This is a genomic window from Streptomyces sp. WAC 04229 (assembly GCF_003947455.1).
Taxonomy (GTDB): Bacteria; Actinomycetota; Actinomycetes; order Streptomycetales; family Streptomycetaceae; genus Streptomyces.
On sequence record NZ_QHJH01000140.1, the window covers coordinates 1 to 17,518 of the forward strand.

At 73.3% G+C, this 17,518-nt stretch carries 16 protein-coding genes and 1 pseudogene; 12 read left to right on the plus strand and 5 right to left on the minus strand.

What is annotated here, in order from left to right; genetic code table 11:
• The first annotated feature begins 15 nt into the window (after window positions 1-15).
• From DMH12_RS28020 to DMH12_RS28030, 3 genes are all read left to right on the plus strand, one after another.
• On the plus strand, window positions 16-1,509 hold the full coding sequence (locus DMH12_RS28020; RefSeq protein WP_125494239.1) for a streptophobe family protein: 1,494 nt from the start codon (window positions 16-18) through the stop codon (window positions 1,507-1,509).
• Between the two features lie 65 nt (window positions 1,510-1,574).
• Window positions 1,575-2,315, plus strand: coding sequence for a response regulator transcription factor (locus DMH12_RS28025; RefSeq protein ID WP_125494240.1), 741 nt, complete (start codon window positions 1,575-1,577; stop codon window positions 2,313-2,315).
• Window positions 2,316-2,353: 38 nt separating this feature from the next.
• Window positions 2,354-3,874, plus strand: coding sequence for a HAMP domain-containing sensor histidine kinase (locus DMH12_RS28030; protein WP_260474368.1), 1,521 nt, complete (start codon window positions 2,354-2,356; stop codon window positions 3,872-3,874).
• 107 nt (window positions 3,875-3,981) lie between these two features.
• Here DMH12_RS28030 and DMH12_RS28035 read toward each other — a convergent pair whose 3' ends face one another.
• Entirely contained in the window at window positions 3,982-5,196 is a 1,215-nt protein-coding gene (locus DMH12_RS28035; protein WP_125494242.1) for a glycosyltransferase, read from the minus strand.
• Window positions 5,193-5,993, minus strand: coding sequence for a MerR family transcriptional regulator (locus DMH12_RS28040; protein WP_125494243.1), 801 nt, complete (start codon window positions 5,991-5,993; stop codon window positions 5,193-5,195). The genes DMH12_RS28035 and DMH12_RS28040 overlap by 4 nt, the downstream gene beginning before the upstream one ends.
• A 97-nt stretch (window positions 5,994-6,090) precedes the next feature.
• Between DMH12_RS28040 and DMH12_RS39985 the strand changes: the two genes are divergently transcribed.
• The 6 genes from DMH12_RS39985 to DMH12_RS28065 all read left to right on the plus strand — a co-directional run bounded on the left by DMH12_RS39985 (window position 6,091) and on the right by DMH12_RS28065 (window position 11,466).
• Entirely contained in the window at window positions 6,091-6,225 is a 135-nt protein-coding gene (locus DMH12_RS39985) for a hypothetical protein (RefSeq protein WP_260474369.1), read from the plus strand.
• Between the two features lie 32 nt (window positions 6,226-6,257).
• The gene (locus tag DMH12_RS28045; protein WP_125494244.1) at window positions 6,258-6,923 is read left to right on the plus strand and encodes an MSMEG_1061 family FMN-dependent PPOX-type flavoprotein; all 666 of its coding nucleotides are present in this window, start codon (window positions 6,258-6,260) and stop codon (window positions 6,921-6,923) included.
• A gap of 229 nt (window positions 6,924-7,152) precedes the next feature.
• A complete protein-coding gene (locus DMH12_RS39990; protein WP_399189044.1) occupies window positions 7,153-7,326 on the plus strand; it encodes a WYL domain-containing protein in 174 nt (57 codons plus the stop codon).
• Between the two features lie 245 nt (window positions 7,327-7,571).
• Entirely contained in the window at window positions 7,572-9,194 is a 1,623-nt protein-coding gene (locus tag DMH12_RS28055; RefSeq protein ID WP_125494246.1) for a PP2C family protein-serine/threonine phosphatase, read from the plus strand.
• Window positions 9,191-10,246 carry a B12-binding domain-containing protein gene (locus DMH12_RS28060; RefSeq protein WP_125494247.1) on the plus strand — a complete coding sequence of 352 codons (1,056 nt, stop codon included), beginning with the start codon at window positions 9,191-9,193 and terminating at the stop codon, window positions 10,244-10,246. Before DMH12_RS28055 ends, DMH12_RS28060 begins: the two co-directional genes overlap by 4 nt.
• Before the next feature lie 218 nt (window positions 10,247-10,464).
• The gene (locus DMH12_RS28065; protein WP_125494248.1) at window positions 10,465-11,466 is read left to right on the plus strand and encodes a TIGR00341 family protein; all 1,002 of its coding nucleotides are present in this window, start codon (window positions 10,465-10,467) and stop codon (window positions 11,464-11,466) included.
• A gap of 148 nt (window positions 11,467-11,614) precedes the next feature.
• Here the strand turns inward: DMH12_RS28065 and DMH12_RS28070 are convergent, their stop codons facing one another.
• The 3 genes from DMH12_RS28070 to DMH12_RS28080 all read right to left on the minus strand — a co-directional run bounded on the left by DMH12_RS28070 (window position 11,615) and on the right by DMH12_RS28080 (window position 15,136).
• Window positions 11,615-12,436: an alpha/beta fold hydrolase gene (locus DMH12_RS28070; RefSeq protein ID WP_125494249.1), complete on the minus strand. Its 822-nt coding sequence runs from the start codon at window positions 12,434-12,436 to the stop codon at window positions 11,615-11,617.
• Window positions 12,437-12,626: 190 nt separating this feature from the next.
• Window positions 12,627-13,562, minus strand: a complete 936-nt coding sequence (locus DMH12_RS28075; RefSeq protein WP_125494250.1) for an endo-beta-N-acetylglucosaminidase H — start codon at window positions 13,560-13,562, stop codon at window positions 12,627-12,629.
• A 257-nt stretch (window positions 13,563-13,819) separates the two neighbouring features.
• Window positions 13,820-15,136 carry an MFS transporter gene (locus tag DMH12_RS28080; RefSeq protein WP_260474370.1) on the minus strand — a complete coding sequence of 439 codons (1,317 nt, stop codon included), beginning with the start codon at window positions 15,134-15,136 and terminating at the stop codon, window positions 13,820-13,822.
• Window positions 15,137-15,341: 205 nt separating this feature from the next.
• Here DMH12_RS28080 and DMH12_RS28085 point away from each other — a divergent pair, with 205 nt between their 5' ends.
• The 3 genes and pseudogenes from DMH12_RS28085 to DMH12_RS28095 all read left to right on the plus strand — a co-directional run.
• A complete protein-coding gene (locus DMH12_RS28085; protein ID WP_125494252.1) occupies window positions 15,342-16,094 on the plus strand; it encodes a methyltransferase in 753 nt (250 codons plus the stop codon).
• Window positions 16,091-16,897, plus strand: a complete 807-nt coding sequence (locus tag DMH12_RS28090) for a Rossmann-like domain-containing protein (protein WP_125494253.1) — start codon at window positions 16,091-16,093, stop codon at window positions 16,895-16,897. Before DMH12_RS28085 ends, DMH12_RS28090 begins: the two co-directional genes overlap by 4 nt.
• A pseudogene (locus tag DMH12_RS28095) lies at window positions 16,894-17,518 on the plus strand (GHMP kinase); the annotation flags it as partial. The gene DMH12_RS28090 and the pseudogene DMH12_RS28095, both read left to right, overlap by 4 nt.

Genomic DNA, 17,518 nt, shown 5'->3' on the forward strand with positions numbered 1-17,518 from the left:
CGGAGGAGCCCGCCCATGTCCGCCCTGCTGCCCCAGCCTTCCCCTCCCGTGTGGCGCCACGCCCTCGAAGGCGCCCTCGCCGTCGCAGCCGCCCTCGTCACCATGGCCGCCACCGCCTGGGCGGCCCTGACCCTCCTCGGCGCCGGCACCGTCGCACCGCTCTCCCGGCTGGTGCCGACGCTGGTGAGCCTGGCCCTCGGCGGCGGCGTCACCCTGGAATCGGCCACCGAGTCCGACGAGCCCGCCGACGGAGGGGGGCTCGGCGGGCTGTTCGGCGGGGGCGGCCTGAGCCTGTCGCTCGCCGGTGAGGTGGCGCTGACGCCCCTGACGCTGTCGTTCCTGGGTACGGCCGTCCTGGCGATCGTGTTCTTCCGGCCCCTGCGCCGCAGGGCGCGGCCCACCCCGGCGATGCTGTGGGCGCGGTGCGGCGGCGCGCTGGCGACCGCCGGGGTGGCCGTCCCGGTGTGCGCGCTGCTGGCGCGGGGCACGGCCCGGCTGCCGGAGAGCGTGAAGGAGCGGATCGGCGAACGTGCCGGGGCGGGTCGGACCGGCGGATTCGGCGGGTTCGGTGGCGGTGGTGGCGGTGACCTCGCCTCGTCGCTGGCCTCGGTGAGCTTCCGGACCGATGCCGTCGCCACCGCCTTCCTCGGCCTCGTCGGCGTGGCCGCCGTACTCGCGGTCGGCTGCCTCGCCGCACGACGGACGACACTGCCACGCCCCCTCGCCCTGGGCGGGCCGCGGCTGAAGTGGAACGCCGCCATGTCCACCCTCACCGGGACAGCGGCCGTGCTGTGCTGTGCCACCCTGGCCGTCGCCGTCCTCGCCGGGGCCGCGGCCCTGACCGGACGGGAAGAGGCGGCCCGGGCTGCGGGCGTACTGCTGCTCGCCGGCCCCAATCTCGTCGCCGTACTGCTCACTGCGGGGATGGGCACCTCCTGGGAGGCGGACGTGCGGCGGCTGCGGCCCGACGGCGGCGGGATGGCCGGCATGCTCGGCGCGGGCGGGCAGGACGACACGGCGGGCGGCGACCGGTCCCTGGACCTCGGGCACTGGGCGGGCGCCGGCGTACCGCTGTGGGTGACCGGACTGCTGCTCGCTCTGCTCCTGCTGCTGCTCGCCGGGTATGTCGCCGCCGCCCGTACCCCGGCCCGCACGGCGCGGGAGGACACCAACGCGCTGCTGGGCCGCCACACGGACACCGCCCTGCGCGTGGGCGTCGCGGTCGCCGTCGCGACGTTCGTGCTTCCCTTCCTCGCGCGCGGCTCGCTGCGGATCGGCGTCAGCCTCATGGGCAGTGAGATGGGCGGCCTCAGCGCCGCCCTCGACACGGGCCCCCGGCTGTCCGCGCTCACCGCGTTCGCCGTGGCCGCCCTCGCCTCGTACGGCGGAAGCCGCCTGCACGGCCGACGGGCCCGGCGTCGCGAGCCCTCGGCGGGGAACCCCGCACCGCGCCCCGGCGCCGTGTCCTCACGGCGGGCTCGTTCTCCCGAGGGCCGTGTGATCTCCTGAGGAGCGGTTCGAGCACTGCCAGCGAGAAGGCACCATGGCACCCGGGAAGGCGGCGAACAACGATCATGGCGGCACCCACACCCCCCTCACACGCCGCGGACCGCCCGGACCACCTGCTCGTCGTCGACGACGAGCCCACCGTCCGGGAACTGCTGCGCACCGCCCTGCGCTACGCCGGCTTCGACGTCGACGCCGCCGCCACCGGCCAGGAAGCCCTCGACCGGGCCGCACGGCACACCCCCGACCTCGTCCTCCTCGACGTCATGCTCCCGGACATGGACGGCTTCGAGGTGATCCGCCGCCTGCGCGCCCAGCCCCGCTCGCCGCTGCCCGGCCGGGGCGGCGACCTGCCGGTCCTCTTCGTCACCGCACGCGAAGACCGCCAGGACCGGCTGCACGGACTGGCCCTCGGCGGCGACGACTACGTCACCAAACCCTTCGACCTGGAGGAACTGATCGCCCGCATCCACGCCGTACTGCGCCGCACTCGGGGCGAGCACCCGGCCCGCCTCACCGTCGGCGATCTGCACCTCGAACCCGACAGCCACCACGTCACCCGGGCGGGCCGGACCGTGCGGCTGTCCCCGACCGAGTTCCGCCTGCTGCACTTCCTGGTCGCCAACGCCGGCCGGACGATGACGAAGAGCCAGATCCTGGACAGCGTGTGGGAGTACGACTTCGGTGGCGACCCCGGCATCGTCGACACCTACATCAGCTACCTGCGCCGCAAGGTCGACACCGACGGACCCAAACTCATCCACACCGTCCGCGGCGTCGGCTACGTCGTCCGCGGGCCCAGGCCGTGAAGCGCCCTGGCCCGACGTCACCCGTGTGGCCGGGCCGGTTGTCGTTGCGCACCCGCCTGCTGTGCCTGTCCGTCGCGCTGGTCGCCGTCGGCCTCTTCGGCATGGGCCTGCTCGTCACCACGATCCTGCACGGTTACCTCCAGGGCCGGGTCGACGACCGGCTCGTCCTGATCAGCCGGGTCGCCGCCCGGCTGCCTTCTCCCGCCGGCACCGACACCGCGCCGAGGGTGCGGGCCGTCAGCGTGCTCGGCGACACCGCCGTGACGTACGTGGACGACACCGGCGCCGTCCGCAGTGCGTTCGACGCCAGCACCACACCACCGGGCGGCGGCCCCGACCTGCCCCGCCTCGACCGCGCGGCCGTCCTCGCCCACGGGAGCCGGCCCTTCACCGTGCCCGCACGTGACGGCGAGGGCAGCTGGCGGGTGATCGCCCTGACCCAGCCCGCCCAGGTCTTCGCGCCGGACCGCTCCGAGACCCGCGGGAGTGTCGTCGTGGCCACCTCGCTGGACGAGGTCGACCGCACCATCACCAAGACCCGGAACCTCTTCCTGACGGCAGGCGTCGTCCTGCTGGCGGTCCTGGCCGCCGCAGGCTGGTTCGCCGTCCGCTCCGGACTGCGCCCACTGACCCGGATCGAGAAGACCGCGACCGCGATCACCTCCGGCGACTACTCCCACCGCGTCCCGGAACTGGCCGCGCCGCACACCGAGGTGGGACGCCTCACCGCCTGCCTCAACGAGATGCTCGGCCGCATCGACACGGCCTTCCGCGCCCGCGCGGAAGCCGAGGCGCGGACCCGGCGCTTCTTCGCCGACGCCAGCCACGAGCTGCGCACGCCGCTCGTCGGCATCAAGGGCTACACCGACCTGTACCGCATGGGCGCCATGCCCACCCGCGAGGACGTCGACCGGACGATGACCCGGATCGCGGAGGAGTCCGAACGCCTCACCCGGCTCGTCGAGGAGATGTTCCTCCTCGCACGCCTCGACGAGGACACCGAGCGCACGGGCACCGGCGGCACCCCCACCGTCCAGGAACCCGCCCTGGGCCTCGACCTCGCCCCCATGGACCTGCGCACCCTGGCCGCCGACGCCCTGCGCGACGTGCGCGCCCTGGATCCCGCGCGCCCGGTGACCCTGACCGGACCCGTCGGCGGAAAGCCCGCCACCGCCCCCAGCCACGGCGACGAGGCCCGGCTGCGCCAGGTCGTCACCAACCTCATCGGCAACGCCGTCACCCACACCCCTCCCGGCACCCCCATCCGTATCGGCGTCGGCGTCGTCGGGCCCCACGCCGTCCTGGAAGTCGCCGACCAGGGACCCGGCCTCACCGCCACCGAACGCGACCACGTCTTCGACCGCTTCTACCGCACCGACGACTCGCGCACCCGCGCCACCGGCGGCTCCGGCCTCGGCCTTGCCATCGCCCACGCCCTCGTCACCGCCCACGCCGGCCGCATCACCCTCGACACCGCCCCCGGCCGCGGCTGCGCCTTCCGCATCCTGCTGCCCCTGCTCGCCCCACCGGACGACCGGACCGCAGACGCGACGACATGAGCGAAGGGCTCCGCGGCCGCTTCGGTCCCTGCCTCCGCACGACGGAGACGGGCCGAGAGGTCGTCTTCGGCGTCCACACGAACCGCCTCGGTGAGGAGGAACGGGCGTCATCCATCCGTCAGGTTCTGGATGGTTTCGAGTGTCCGCCGTGCTCCGTTCTCCTTCGCCATGTGTTGTGCCGCCGTCGCGGCGGCTCGGCTGTGTGACTGCTGCCTCACCACTCGGTTGAGGGAGTCGGCCAGCCGTTCGGCGGTGAGGGACCGGAACGGGATCGGGTCGGTGGCGGCGCCGAGGGCGGCGAGCCGCCCGGCCCAGAACGGCTGGTCCGCGGTCACCGGGACGGTGACCGCGGGGACTCCGGCGCGCAGTGCGGCGGCGGAGGTGCCGGCACCGCCGTGGTGGACCACCGCGGCCAGCCGTGGGAACAGCAGGGCGTGCGGTACGTCGCCGATGGTGAGTACGTCGTCCCCGTCGGCGGTGAGTCCGGCGCTGCCGGCCTGGAGGATTCCCCGCAGTCCGGTGCGGCGCAGGGCTCGCACGGCGATCTCGCTCAGCCGTTCTCCCTCGCCGGACGCCATGCTCCCGAAGCCGACGAGGACGGGCCGGGGCCCGGCAGCCAGGAAGTCCTCAAGTTCGGCGGGCAGCCGCTCGGCCGGGTCGTGATGGGGCCACCAGTTGCCCACGACGTCGAGGCCGGGGCGCCAGTCGGAGGGACGGGGCACCAGGGCCGTGCTGAAGCCGTGCAGGACGGGCCAGTTCGCCCGTTCCTGTCGTCGGCGCGTCTCGGAGGGCGAGGTCGGGGCGAGGCCGAGGCGGTGGCGCAGTTGTGCGACCGCCTGTTCGTAGACGCGGTCGGCCATCCGCAGTGCGAAGCGTCCCGTTGCCCGGTTGCCGAGTCGGCCCAGTGAGCGGGAGCCGGTCACGACGGGTGGGAAGTCGCCGGTCGGCGTGGTGGGCTGGAGATACACGCCGAGGCTCGGTGTGCCCGTGGCCTCACAGAGGTGCCAGCCGAGCGGGGCCGTGGTGGTCGACAGCAGGAGCAGGTCCGTGCTCTCGTCCACCGCGTCGGCGAAGCCCTGACCCAGTTCGGTGACGAACGCGGCCGCCGTGCGCATCACATCGCGTCTGCGCGTGCCGCTGCCGCGCACGCGAGTGTCGGCGGGCAGACGGCGCACCTCCAGCCCCGCCTCGCGTGCCAGGGGTTCGAAGGTGTCGGGGACGGCGAGGGCGACGTCGTATCCGGCCCGGCTCAGTTCGGCGCCCAGGCCCGTGTAGGGCGCGACGTCGCCGCGCGATCCGGCCGCGGCGATCAGGATCCTCATCGTTGCTCCTCACAATCGGTGCGGCGGCCCGCGTGGCGGGCCGCGTTGGCGTGGACCGCCTTGCGCGTGTAGGCGGCCAGGCCCGGGCGTTGCTGCGAGGGCGGTACGACCAGGGCGAAGGCGCGCGGGTCGGCGACGAAGTCGTCCGCGATGCGCCGGTGCATGTCGGGCGGACAGGAGGTGAACCAGCGTGCGATGTGCAAGCGGTGCTCCTCGGCGAGGTCCATGGCCCGCCCGCCGCAGCTCGGTTCCCCTTCGTCGAAGGCCGAGAGCAACTCCGCCCGCCAGGCGGCTGCTTCGCCCATGAGCAGTCGCCAGTCCTCCTTGGTGTGCGCGTCCGCGCGCGCCATGGCCTCGCGCTGTCCGTCCGAGTGCGCCCACTTCAGCTCGGCCTCGGTGGCGTAACTCAGGTCGAAGGCGATCTCACCGAACACCTCGAAGCGTTCTTCGGCGGTCAGGGGCACCCCGGTCTTCTGGACCTCGATGGCCCGCTCCGCCACCTCGGCCAGCCGTTGCAGCCGGGCGATCTCCTCGTGCAGCTGTCGCTGCCGGGCCTGGAGTCGTTCCAGGGGGTTGACCCGCGGGTCCTTGAAGATCGCGGCGATCTCGTCGAGAGGGAAGCCGAGTTCGCGGTAGAAGAGGATCTGCTGGAGCCGGACCAGGTCGGCCTCACCGTAGAGCCGGTATCCGGCCTGGCTGCGGTCACTGGGCGAGAGCAGTCCCGCCTTGTCGTAGTGATGCAGTGTCCGCACCGTCACCCCGGCGAAGGCCGAGACCTGTCCCACGGAGTAGCTCATCCTCCACCCCCCTCTCGTCGGTACCGAGCCTCAAGCCTGACGTAGGGGGAGGGTCAAGTCGCGCTCGGCCGGGGCATGGAGAGGGCCGCGTTCACCCATGCCGACGCGCAGAGGGTCGTTCGCCGTCAACGACGACGTGGAGGTGCCCGAGGAGAACCGCGGAGCCGGGCAGTTCATGGTCCACGCCCTTCTGGTCCGTGCCCTCGACGAACGCCCGGGCACGCCCTCGTGACGTGCGGGGGAGCATCTTCTAGGGTCACTCATATGATGATCGACACCGGCGCCGCCGGCACGCCGTTCGACTCCCTCCAGGCGGACGCCCTCACCAGCCCGGACCAGCTGCGCGAGCTCTACCCGGAGCCGAACCAGAACGCGCTGCGCAAGGAGATCGACCGTCTGACCGAGGAGACCCGGGCGCTGGTCGGCTGTTCCTCACTGGTGTTCATCGGCAGTGCGGACCACGAAGGCCGGGCGGATGTGACGCCGCGTGGCGGACCGGCCGGGTTCGTCTCGGTGCTGGACGAGCAGACCCTGGTCATCCCCGACGCGACCGGCAACAAGCGGCTCGACACCCTGCACAACGTGCTGGAAACCGGACGCGTCGGACTGCTCTTCCTCATCCCGGGCCGCCCGACCACCCTGCGGGTCAACGGCCGCGCCTGTGTCTCCACGCGCCCGGAGCTGCTGGCCCAGCTCACTCCTGTGGGAAAACCCCCGGTCACAGCGCTTGTGGTGCATGCAGAACAGGTCTATCCGCACTGCCCGAAGTCACTGATGCGCGCCAACGCCTGGCGACCGGAGCAGTGGCTGCCCGCCGACGCCCAGCCGAGCAGCGCCGAGGTGATACTGACGCAACTGAACCTGCCCGGCCTGACCCTGGAGCAGATCGAGGAGGCCGAACGGGAATCACTGCGTCTGCGCTACGAGTGAATGCACGACGCGGACGAGTCGGCAGGCACGTGGTCACCGGCTTTCGTCAGGGCCGGCAGGGCTTCACGTGCTCCAGGCGCAGCCGTTGGGCCGGCCAGGGGTGTGGTTTCGGCCGGGCCGAACCACACCCGGACGTCCTCCCCGGTGCGGACGGGCAGGCGGGGGAAGTCGTTCTCGGCCCGCGTACGCCCTGGTGCGGCTCCCCCCTGGGGGCGCTCGCCGTCTCGGTGTGACGCCTGCGGGTGACGGATGGACGGAGGCCCGCGTGCCCATCGAGTCGATCGACCACGCCCACCGGGACTTCCTGCGGCTGGGCGCCGATGTCGAGGTCCTGGCACCCGCCGAACTGCGCAACCGCATCGCCGAGACGGCACGAACCCTGGCCGCCCGCTACGAAGGGTGACGAAGGCCGCGCCGGCGGCCCTCGCTCCTGTTCGCCCAGGTCGCGCCGCCGTGGCGCGCGATACGGACAGGGGTTCTGCATCCCATGGCCTCCGATAGGCCACGGTTCTGTCACTGAGGGTGATGTTTCGGTGTGACTCTCTGGAGGAGCCCTGCGGACGCCTGTACCGTTGATGACAGTTGCCGCTCCGCAGCGACCGCGACAGGCAGGAGGATTCGGGAGACCCGCCGGGATTCCCGAAGGTGATGGACGTTCCCGCCCCGTTCACGCACGACGTGGTCCGAGTCCAGGTCATCGACCTGGACCGGGTGCCGCACGCCGCCGTGACGCTCGCGCCCGACGGCTCGCTCGTCGGCCTCAACGCACCGGCCGGACGCCTGCTCGACGGTGGAGGCCCGGCCGCGGTGCCGGACTGGCTCACCGAGGCACACCGCCGCCTGAGCGGCTCCGGCGACGCGGCCGACAGGTGCTGCTCCGGACCGGTGGGTGACCGGCACGTCGAGGCCCGTCCCGTACCGGAAAGCGACGGCAGCGTCGTCTGGTGGCTGCTGGACGTCACCGACCGGGTGCGCGCCGAACGCGACCTGCGGGAGGAGCGCGAGCGCTCCGCGGTCCTGACGGAGGTCTCCACCGCCCTGGCGTCCGCCCTGAACGCCGACCGCTGCCTGGAGCTGACGGCCCGCACCGCGGCGGACCACCTGGCCGAGGCGGCCGTCGTCGTCACTCCTGCCGGAGGCGGCCGGCACACCCTCGCCCTGGCCCGGCGCGACGGCCCCGTGACCATGACCCGGCAGGCCATCGATCCCACGTCACTGCCAGGTCTGGCGGACGCCCTGGCGGGGTTCCCGCCGGTCACCGCGTGCTGGATACCTCCGGGCGACCTGCCGTCCTGGGCCCTCGTCGCCGAGCTGCCCGCACCCGTGCGATCCGTCAGCGTCACGCCGCTTCCCGGGCACGGCGAGTCCGCGGGGGCACTCGTCCTCCTCCGTACCGCCTCCAGGGCGTCCTTCACCCCCGCCGAGGAAGAGTTCGCCCGGTCGTTCGCGGTGCGGGCGGGGGCGGCGCTGTCCTCCGCCCGCGCCTTCGCCGAGCAGGCGGACATCTCCTCCGTCCTCACACACGACCTGCTGCCGCCGATCCTCGGACCGCTCGGCGGAGTCGAGTACGCGGGTGCCTACCGGGCCGCGCAGGACGCCGACCAGGTCGGCGGTGACTTCTACGACGTCCATCCGGGCGCCGGGGACGGGGACGAGACACTCGTCGTCCTGGGCGATGTGGCGGGCAAGGGACTCGAGGCCGCCGTCCTCACCGGACGCATGCGCAGCACGCTGCAGGCCCTGCTGCCCTTCACCGGGGACCACGGACGGGTGCTGAGCCTGCTCAACCAGTCCGTGCTGATCTCTCGGCACAACCGCTTCGCCACCCTCGTCCTGGCCTCGGTGCGCCTCACCCCGGGCGGTGTGACGCTGCGTGTGACGAGCGCCGGGCACCCGCCGCCGCTGGTCGTAAGGTTCGACGGCACCGTGGAGGAGGTGCCCACCCGCGGCATGGCGGTCGGCGTGGTGGCGCAGGTGACCTCGCGGACGGCCGAGATCGTGCTCGAACCGGGTGACACCTGCCTGCTGTACACCGACGGGGTCACCGAAGCCCGCGGCGGCCCCTTCGGGGACGAGTTCTTCGGCGAGGCGCGCCTGGCCAAGGTCCTCGCCGAGTGCGGCGGCATGCTGCCCCGCGCGGTGGTGGAGCGGGTGCAGATGGTCGTCGGCGAGTGGATCCGCGGGGGGCGGCACGACGACATCGCCACCGTCGCCGTCGGCGCTCCCCGCACCGACGGCTCCCCGGATGCGCCGCCCGAGGACGGGACGTGACCGGGGCGGAGCTGGACGCTCTGCGTGACGACCTGTGGCAGGCGGTGGTCGGCGGTGACGAGGGCGCCGCACTGGCACTGGTCCGGCAGGTCCGTACGTCGCGCGCCGACCCCGAGACCCTGCTGGTGGACGTGGTGGCCGACATACAGCGGCGGATCGGCGCGGCCTGGGCCGAGGGCCGGCTCACCGTGGCGCGGGAGCACGCCGCGACCGCGATCAACGATCGCGTCGTCACCCTGCTCACGACACCGGACGAACGCGCGGAGCCCGCACCGCAGCGCGGCCGCGTGGTGGTGGCCTGCGTGGAGGGGGAGTGGCACGCCCTGCCGGCTCGCCTGGTCACCGAAGTACTGCGTCTGCGAGGCTGGCGGGTCGACTTCCTCGGCGCCCAGACACCCGCCCGGAACCTGGTCAACCACCTGCACCGGTGCACCGCCGACGCCGTGCTGCTGTCCTCGTCGCTGCCGACACGGTTGCCGGCGGCCCACGGCGCCGTCACCGCCTGCCAGGCCGTCGGCACCCCCGTGCTGACGGGCGGCGCCGCCTTCGGTCCTGACGGCCGCTACGCCCGGCTGCTCGGCGCGGACGGCTGGGCGCCGGGCGCCCGGGAAGCCGCCGACGTCCTGGCGGCCGGACTGGAGCGCCCGGCCAACGCCGCGGCCCGGCACCCCGTCGACGACCTGCCGCACCTGGCCGACCAGGAGTACGCCCTCGTCACCCGGGCCCGTCCCCGGCTGGTCAAGCAGACCTTCGCCGACCTGTCCGACCGCCTTCCGGCCGTACGCCGCTACGACGACGAGCAGCGTGACCGCACCGCCGAGGGCCTGGCCCACACGGTGGACTTCCTCGCCGCGGCCCTCTACGTCGACGACGCCGAGCTCTTCACCGGCTTCCTCACGTGGACGGCGGACATCCTCACCGCCCGCGGCGTCCCCGGGCACTCCCTGCTGCCGGCCCTGGCTTCTCTCGGTGAACAGTTGCACGGCTGTCCGCGGGCGCGACGCCTGCTCGACGAGGGAGCCCTCGCGCTCGAGGCCCCACGGGCCCGGTGACCGTCGACCGGAAGTGACGGGCGCGGCATGGACCACGGGTTCCCGACTCTCCAGTTCCCTCAGCCGACGAACCGTCTCGCGGCAGCCCGTTCCCGCCGCCGACCAGCGGGACACGGACAGCCGTGCACTACCGAACCGCTGAGGCGGTCCGCGGCCTGACGCGTCCGCCGCTCGTGTCCTGCCCGCCGAAACCGTGCCGAGCGTGATTGCTTGAGTTCGTGATCAGTGGAGTTCGCGACCGCGTCCTGCCGGCCTCCCAGCGCCGCTCGCTGGACGAGCTGACGCAGGACCTCGACCTGTCGACCGGGGACACGACGTCCAAGCGGTCGGCCTTCTGGACCATGCTGACCCTGTCGTCGGTCATCGCGGCCGGCGGAGTGCTCACGGACTCGACCGCCACCGTGATCGGCGCCATGATCATCGCCCCGCTGTCCACGCCGATCATGGGCATCGCCCTGGGCTCGGTGCGGCGCCGCCGCACCGGATCGGCCAGGACCGTCCTCCTCGCGTGCCTGTTGGTGATCGCCGTCGGGATGGTGATGTCGGTGGTCCTCCCCAGTGACTACGACCTGCTGTCCAACAGCCAGATCTCGTCGCGGACGTCGCCCGGCCTGATGGATCTGATCGCCGCCCTGGCGACCGGCTTCGCCGGCGCGGTGGCGCTCGCTCGACGGGACGTCGCCGCCGTGCTGCCGGGGGTCGCGATCGCCATCTCCCTCGTCCCGCCCCTGGTGGTGGCCGGGGTGTGCCTGGGACGGCTTTCGGGTTGGCTTGCCCTGGGCGCGCTGGTGCTCTTCGTGTCGAACCTCTTCGCCCTCGTCTTCGGGGGCATGGTGGTCTTCGCCTCGCTCGGCTACGGCGCGGAGGCCGACACGGCGGCCGGGCGGCCGGCCCGCGGCGCATACGCCGCCATGACCCTGCTGTTCGCCGTCGTGGTCGTTCCGCTGACGGCCAACACCGTGGTCACGCTGCTGCTCGACGTCTGGACCGGGCGCACCAAGGACGCGGCGGAGCAGTGGCTCGCCGACGAGCCGGGCGCGTCCGTCACAGGTGTCGACGCGGCCTCCCGGACCATGTACGTCCACGTCCGCGTCCCCGGGGACCTCCCACCGGTGAGATCTCTGCTCGAACGGCTGGAGGGCCGGATCCCGGAGGGCATCCCCGTCGTGGTGGACGCGTCACGTGGTCGGCGCATCGATGCGGGGGTGGTCGGCGACTGAGTGCCGGCCGGCCCGAGCCGTCCGGCACTCAGTCGCCGACCGGCCGGGCGCCCGGTGGGCGACCGCCGGGGGCGCGGCGTCAGCGTCCTGCTCGTCCGCCGTCGTGGTGCTCGCGTGCCCGCTCGGCCGCCGGTGCGCCGTACCGAGGTCAGGCCGAGGGAAAGGCGGCGGTGAGCAGCGACAGCAGGCGGCCCGGCGCGTCCTCCTGGAGCAGGTGGCCCGCGTCCTCGATCCAGTGCAGGTCGGCGTGGGGGATCCGGTCGCGCAGCCACTCGGCGTACCGAGGCGGGAGGATGCGGTCCTCGCGGCCCCAGACGATCCGCACGGGAAACGGGATCCCGCCCAGCAGGTGCTCGTACGCGACGGTGTCCGCCTGCCTGATCTGGCTGTACTGACGGTAGAAGGCGGCCTGCCCCTCGGCCCCCAGCCAGGGTGCGAGGAACCCTTCGAGGACTTCCGGCCGGAGGCCGACCTGCGTGGCGTGCCGCAGGTGGCTGGTGACCAGTGCTTCGTGCGCGTAGTCGGGGAGCCGCTCGAACACCTCCCTGTGCTCCAGGATGAGCCGGAAGAGCCCTCGCTCCCACTGCCCGCCGCTCACCGCGTCGAACAGGGTCAGATCCCGGTACTCCCTCTTCTCCAGCAAGAGCGTCCGCAGCGCCACCGCCCCGCCGATGTCGTGCGCGACGACGCTGGGGCGGGCCGGCCCCCAGTGGTCGAGGAGCCGCGCGAAGTTCCTTGCGTGGGCCGCCAGGCTCAGGTCCTGGCCCTCGTGCCGGTCCGACTGGCCGAAGCCGAGATGGTCGAAGACGAAGACCGTGCGGGTGCGGGCGAGGGCCGGGGCGATGTCGCGCCAGAGGAAGGACGAGTACGGCGTGCCGTGCACCAGCACGATCGGGTCGCCGCTGCCCATGACGTCCCACCGGATCACCCCGTCGGGCGTCTCGAACGCCTCGCCGAGCCTCCAGTCCATCACCGGTCTCCCTTTCGGTCTCCCGCGACTCCTGTCACTTGGAGCATGCCCGACGCGTCGCAGGCAAACGTCCGGGGCGGTCGGAGAGACCCGAGCCCAATCCGGGACGCCCGTGCCACTCAGGCGCGGCCGCTGCCGCCCCGCCGACGCCTGACATCGTTGTCGACAGGGCGGCCCGCCTGTTGGCGCCCTACGGCGTGTACACGGCGTCGCTCCCGTACAGCTCCCTCGTGAACGCCGAGACGTCGGCGCTGCGGTCGGTACCGTCGAGGTTGTACGTCAGGTAGACGCCGTAGCCCTCGCCGACCGTGCGGCGGGCGAGGCTCGTGACCGTGGTCTGCGAGGTTCGGCCGATCTCGACGGCCGCCGGGGACAGCTGCGACTTGGGGAGGCCGATGCCGGGGACCTGCCAGGTGCCGTAGTACGGGTTCCAGGCGTAGTCGAACTTGGCGGAGACGTCGACGCCGCCGTAGGACAGGCGTGATGCGGACGGGCCGATGTTGTAGAGGCTGATGATCTTGTCCGGCATGTTCGCGCGCAGTGCCGTCACCAGGTGCACGAACGAGCTGTCGTTGGGCTGGGCGGTGCCGTTCTCGCCGTACTCGGCGTATTCGTCGTCGAAGTCGATGCCGTCGAGGCCGTACTCGGCCACGGCGTCCGACATCTCCTTCGCGAACGCCGAAGCCGTCTGCTGGGACGGGAAGTTGGCGAACCCCGCGCCCTGGTGGTTGCCCAGCACGGAGAGGACGACCTTGATGCCCTTGCGCTGCAACGGCCGTATCTCCGTGGCGGCGTTGTCGAGGACGCGCTGCACGTTCTCGTTGAAGTGCAGGTACGCCTTCTTGGAGCTCGTGTCGTAGTTGATGTTCGCCGCGAAGATCACGGCGACGTCGAAGGCGTTTCCACCGCCGTCGGCGAGCGTGTACTTGCCGGCGTTGAGCATGCTGTTGTTGTTCACCTCGATGTAGGCCACCGAGGTCGGTCCCTGCTTCGCGGCGGCGGGCGAGGGCGCGGGAGCGGGTGCCGCCGTCGCGCCGGCCGTGGCGGTCGTGCCGAGGGCGAGGGCCGCGACGGCCGAGAGTGCGAGCGCGGCTGTCCGGACTCTGCTCCGTACCGGAGTCAACATCGTGGGTCGGTCTCCCATCGCGTGGCGGCGCCCGACGTGTTCGGAAGCGCCGAGTGAGCCTCCGAGTGTTCCGGTGCCGTGACCGACTCCCGAGAGCCGTGCGTGAACTCTTCACGATTTCCACGCACGGACTCCTGCCGGCGGGTATTCCGGCCGTGCCGGCAGCGGTAGTTGTCGAGGATCAGGCTGTCGCCCACTCCCAGCCGGGCGGTCGGTCGACGTGAGCGGGTGCGTGCCCCGCCTCGGGCCCGCGCACGTCAGCGATCCGCTCCGGCCAAGTGCGGTTCGGCGTGCCCCGGTTCCGGGCGGTGGGAGAAGCCGCGGGAGGACGGGACCAGCGCGGCCGCGGCGGGTGCCGCGAAGCAGGTGACCGCGCAGACGACCAGGACCGGCCTGGCGCCGAAGGCGTCGATGGCGGGGGCGATCAGGGCCAGTCCGAGCGGGGCCAGGCCGTACGAGAGCAGGAAGTCCAGGGAGGAGACCCGGGCCAGCTTGTCCGGCGCCACCTCGCGTTGTGCGGCGGTGAACCAGGGCACGTTGAACATCTCGATGCCGACGCCGGCGACGGCGTAGGCGGCCATCACGACGGCGGGGTGCACGGGGAACACGAGGCTGAGGGGCGCGAATCCGTAGGCGGCGAGGCCGGCCAGGGCGGCCCGGCCGGGGGAGCGGGGGCGCCAGCGGGCGATGAGCAGCGCACCGGCCAGTGCTCCGGCGGTGTAGGCGGTCATCGCACCCGCGAGGACGACCTCGGTGCCGTAGTCGTCCCTGCTGACCAGGGGCAGCGCCACACCGGTCGCCGAGTAGCCGGTGGCTATGACGGCCGTCAGAGCGCCCAGGCCCGCGACGAACCAGGGGTGCCTGCGGGCCTCCCGGACGCCGTCCGCGAACTCCGCGAGGAACGACCTGCTCCGGGCGGCGCCCGAGGTGCCCGGCTCCTCCCGCGTCACGCCGGTGGTGCCGGGCCGCGCGCCGCGGCCGGGTACGCACGCGGCGACCAGCCACAGCAGTCCGATGCCCACCAGGAGCGCCCCGGTGTCGAGGAACACGGCGAGCAGGGCGGCCAGTGACGGGCCCACGAGCGTGGTGACGCGTACCGCGAGGGTCATGGCGGCGTTCGCCTGCTGCCTGCGGTCGGCGTCCACCACCTCGGCGGTCAGGGCCTGGTAGGCGGGGCGGCAGGCGCCCTGCCCGGCTCCGGCGACCGCGGCCGCGATCGCCATCAGCGGCACCGAGCGGTCCAGCCCGGCGGCCAGCACCGGGGCCGCCGCCCCGGAGGCGAGCCCCGCCCACAGGACGACGCTCCGGCGGGAGTGCCGGTCGGCCAGTACCCCGGCCACGGGTACCGCGGCGAGGAACCCCGCGGTGCGGGCCGCGAGCAGCAGGCCGAGGTCGGTGGCGCCGAGGGTGCGGTCGAGTACCGCGAGTCCGAGCACGAACGGCAGGGCCCAGGTGGCCAGGCCCGAGGCGGTGGCGCCCGTCCAGAGGCGGAGGAACGCGACGTCGAGCAGGATGGGCCGTTGCCCTCCGGACCCGGCCCCGGCGGAGGTGGTCGGTGCGGGTGAGGTCGGCACGATGGAGCGCTCCAGTCCTGGTGGCGTGAAGGTACGGGTGGTGCGGTGAAGGTATGGGTGGTGGGGCGGAGTTGGGCGGTGGGGCCGGCCCATGACAGCGGGCGGCCGGGGCGCCGTACAGGCAGGCTATCGTAATGACAATCATTTCCGTTAGTGTTCCTGCCGGCACCCCGCCATCCCGTTCCCGCGAGCCCGAGGAGCCCACGTGGACCTGACCGCGACCGGACCCGCCCTCCTGGACCACCTCCCCCCGCCCTTGGCCGGCGACCGGATCATCGCCCTCAACCAGCCCAAGGGCGACCTGCACACCACCCGTGCCTACGAGTGGAACGGCTGGACGTTCGACGTCCCGCCCGGCGTCTTCATACCCGGCTGGACCAGCCGCCTGATCCACGAGCGGCTGCTCGACGGCCGCATCGAGACACGTCAACGCCGCTACGCCGCCATGGGCGTGGGCCTCGGTGTCGAGGCGGTGGCCGCCGCCCACCGCGGCGCCCGGGAGATCCACGCCGTCGACGTCCATCCCGAGAGCGTCGCCGCCGCCGCCCGCCACTACGCGCGCATCGTCGGTGAGCGCCCGGACACCGCCTTCCTGCCGGTGGCCGGCGACCTCTTCGACGCCGTACCGGACGGCCGGAGACTGGACGTCATCACCTTCAATCCGCCCGCCGTCAGCCGGACCGTCAGCGACGACCCCGACGTCGTACGCAACGTCTGCGTGGGCGCGTCGCTGCTGGCGAGGTTCTTCGCCCAGGTCGCGGAGCGGGACCTGCTCGCCCCCGGGGGCGAGATCTTCGTCATCGCCTCCAACACCGCGGATCTGCGCGGCATCGTCCAGCACGCCCTGGACCACGGGTTCCACCCGGAGACGGAGTACTTCCACGACTGGGGGGACGGCGTACTGACCTTCCTGTTCCGCATCACCCGTGACATCCCCGGCGCCGGAGGGCAGGCATGAAGAACACCGAGGAACTGCTGACCGCCGTCCTGGCGGGCGAACTCGGTCCGCGTCCCGCCGGGCTCGTGGCCACCAGCGTGTTCTGGATCCACCACGGCACGCGGCTGGCCGGCGGCGACACCACGTACCTCAACCAGTACGTCCTCGTCCGGCTGGGCGGCTCCTTCGGGGGCTGCGCGTTCGAGGCGGGCGAAGTCGATCCGTCCCTGTGCCGTGACGCCTCCGGCGCACCCCTCGACTCCCTGCTGCGCGAGGCGCCCCGCCCGCTGCGGATCGCCGCACTCGACGCCTACCTCTGCGAAGTCGACCCGCACCGCGAGGCCGGGGCCGAACCGGTCGTCCTGCCCGCCGGGACGCCCGAGGTCCGGGCGCGGGCCCGGGACGCGGCCATCGCCGGACTGCTGGACACCGGACCCGGCGCGCGGGTCGGGCTGATAGGCGTCGTCAACCCGCTCGTCGCCGCCATCCGCGAGCGCGGCGGCACCCCCCTGCTCTGCGACTTCAACCTCCGCACCACCCAGTGGGGCGACCGGGTCACCGACGACATGCACGAGGTCCTCGACACCGCCGAGGCCGTGATCGCCACCGGCATGACCCTCAGCAACGGCACGTTCGACACGGTCCTGGCGCGCTGCCGCGAACGGGACGTGCCGCTGGTGGTCTACGCGCAGACCGGCAGCGCCGTGGCCCGCGCGTTCCTCGGCGCGGGCGTGACCGCCCTGTCCGCGGAGCCCTTCCCCTTCTCCCAGTTCAGCGCGGAGCCCACGACGCTGTACCGCTACCGGGCGGCGGACGGCGCATGACGGCGACCGCCCCGCGGGCCACCACCCCACGCGCCGCCATGGACGCGGGTCCCGGCGAAGCCGTCGGCACCGGACACGCCGCCTGCCACCACGGCGAGATCCTCCAGGGAGTCTTCCTGGACGAGCGCCGCCGCCCCTGCCAGGCGCTGGTCACCCTGCCGATGAACGGGCCCGGCAGCACCGCCCACTTCACGCCCCGGACCGGCACCCCGCCCGACGACGTGCGCGTGACGCCCGCCGGACGCACCAAGGCGCGGGCGGCGGCCGTCCTCGCGCTCCGGGAGTGCGCCGCACGCCTGTCCGCGGCGCCCTGCGGCGGCATACTGACGTTGACCGGCGACATCCCCGTCGGGCTGGGCATGGGCTCCTCCACGAGCGACGTCATCGCCACCGTGCGCGCGGTCGCCGACGCGTGGGGCGTACGGCTGCCGCCCCGGACCATCGCCGGGCTGGCCGTCCGGGCCGAGGGCGCCAGCGATCCGCTGATGCTCGCCCCCGGCCCGCCGCTGCTCTTCGCCCAGCGCGAGGGCCGCACCCTCGAAGCCCTGGGCCCCGCCCTTCCGCCCGCCGTCGTGCTGGGCTGCGCCCTCGGCGGCGGCGCCCCCGTGGACACCCTCGCCC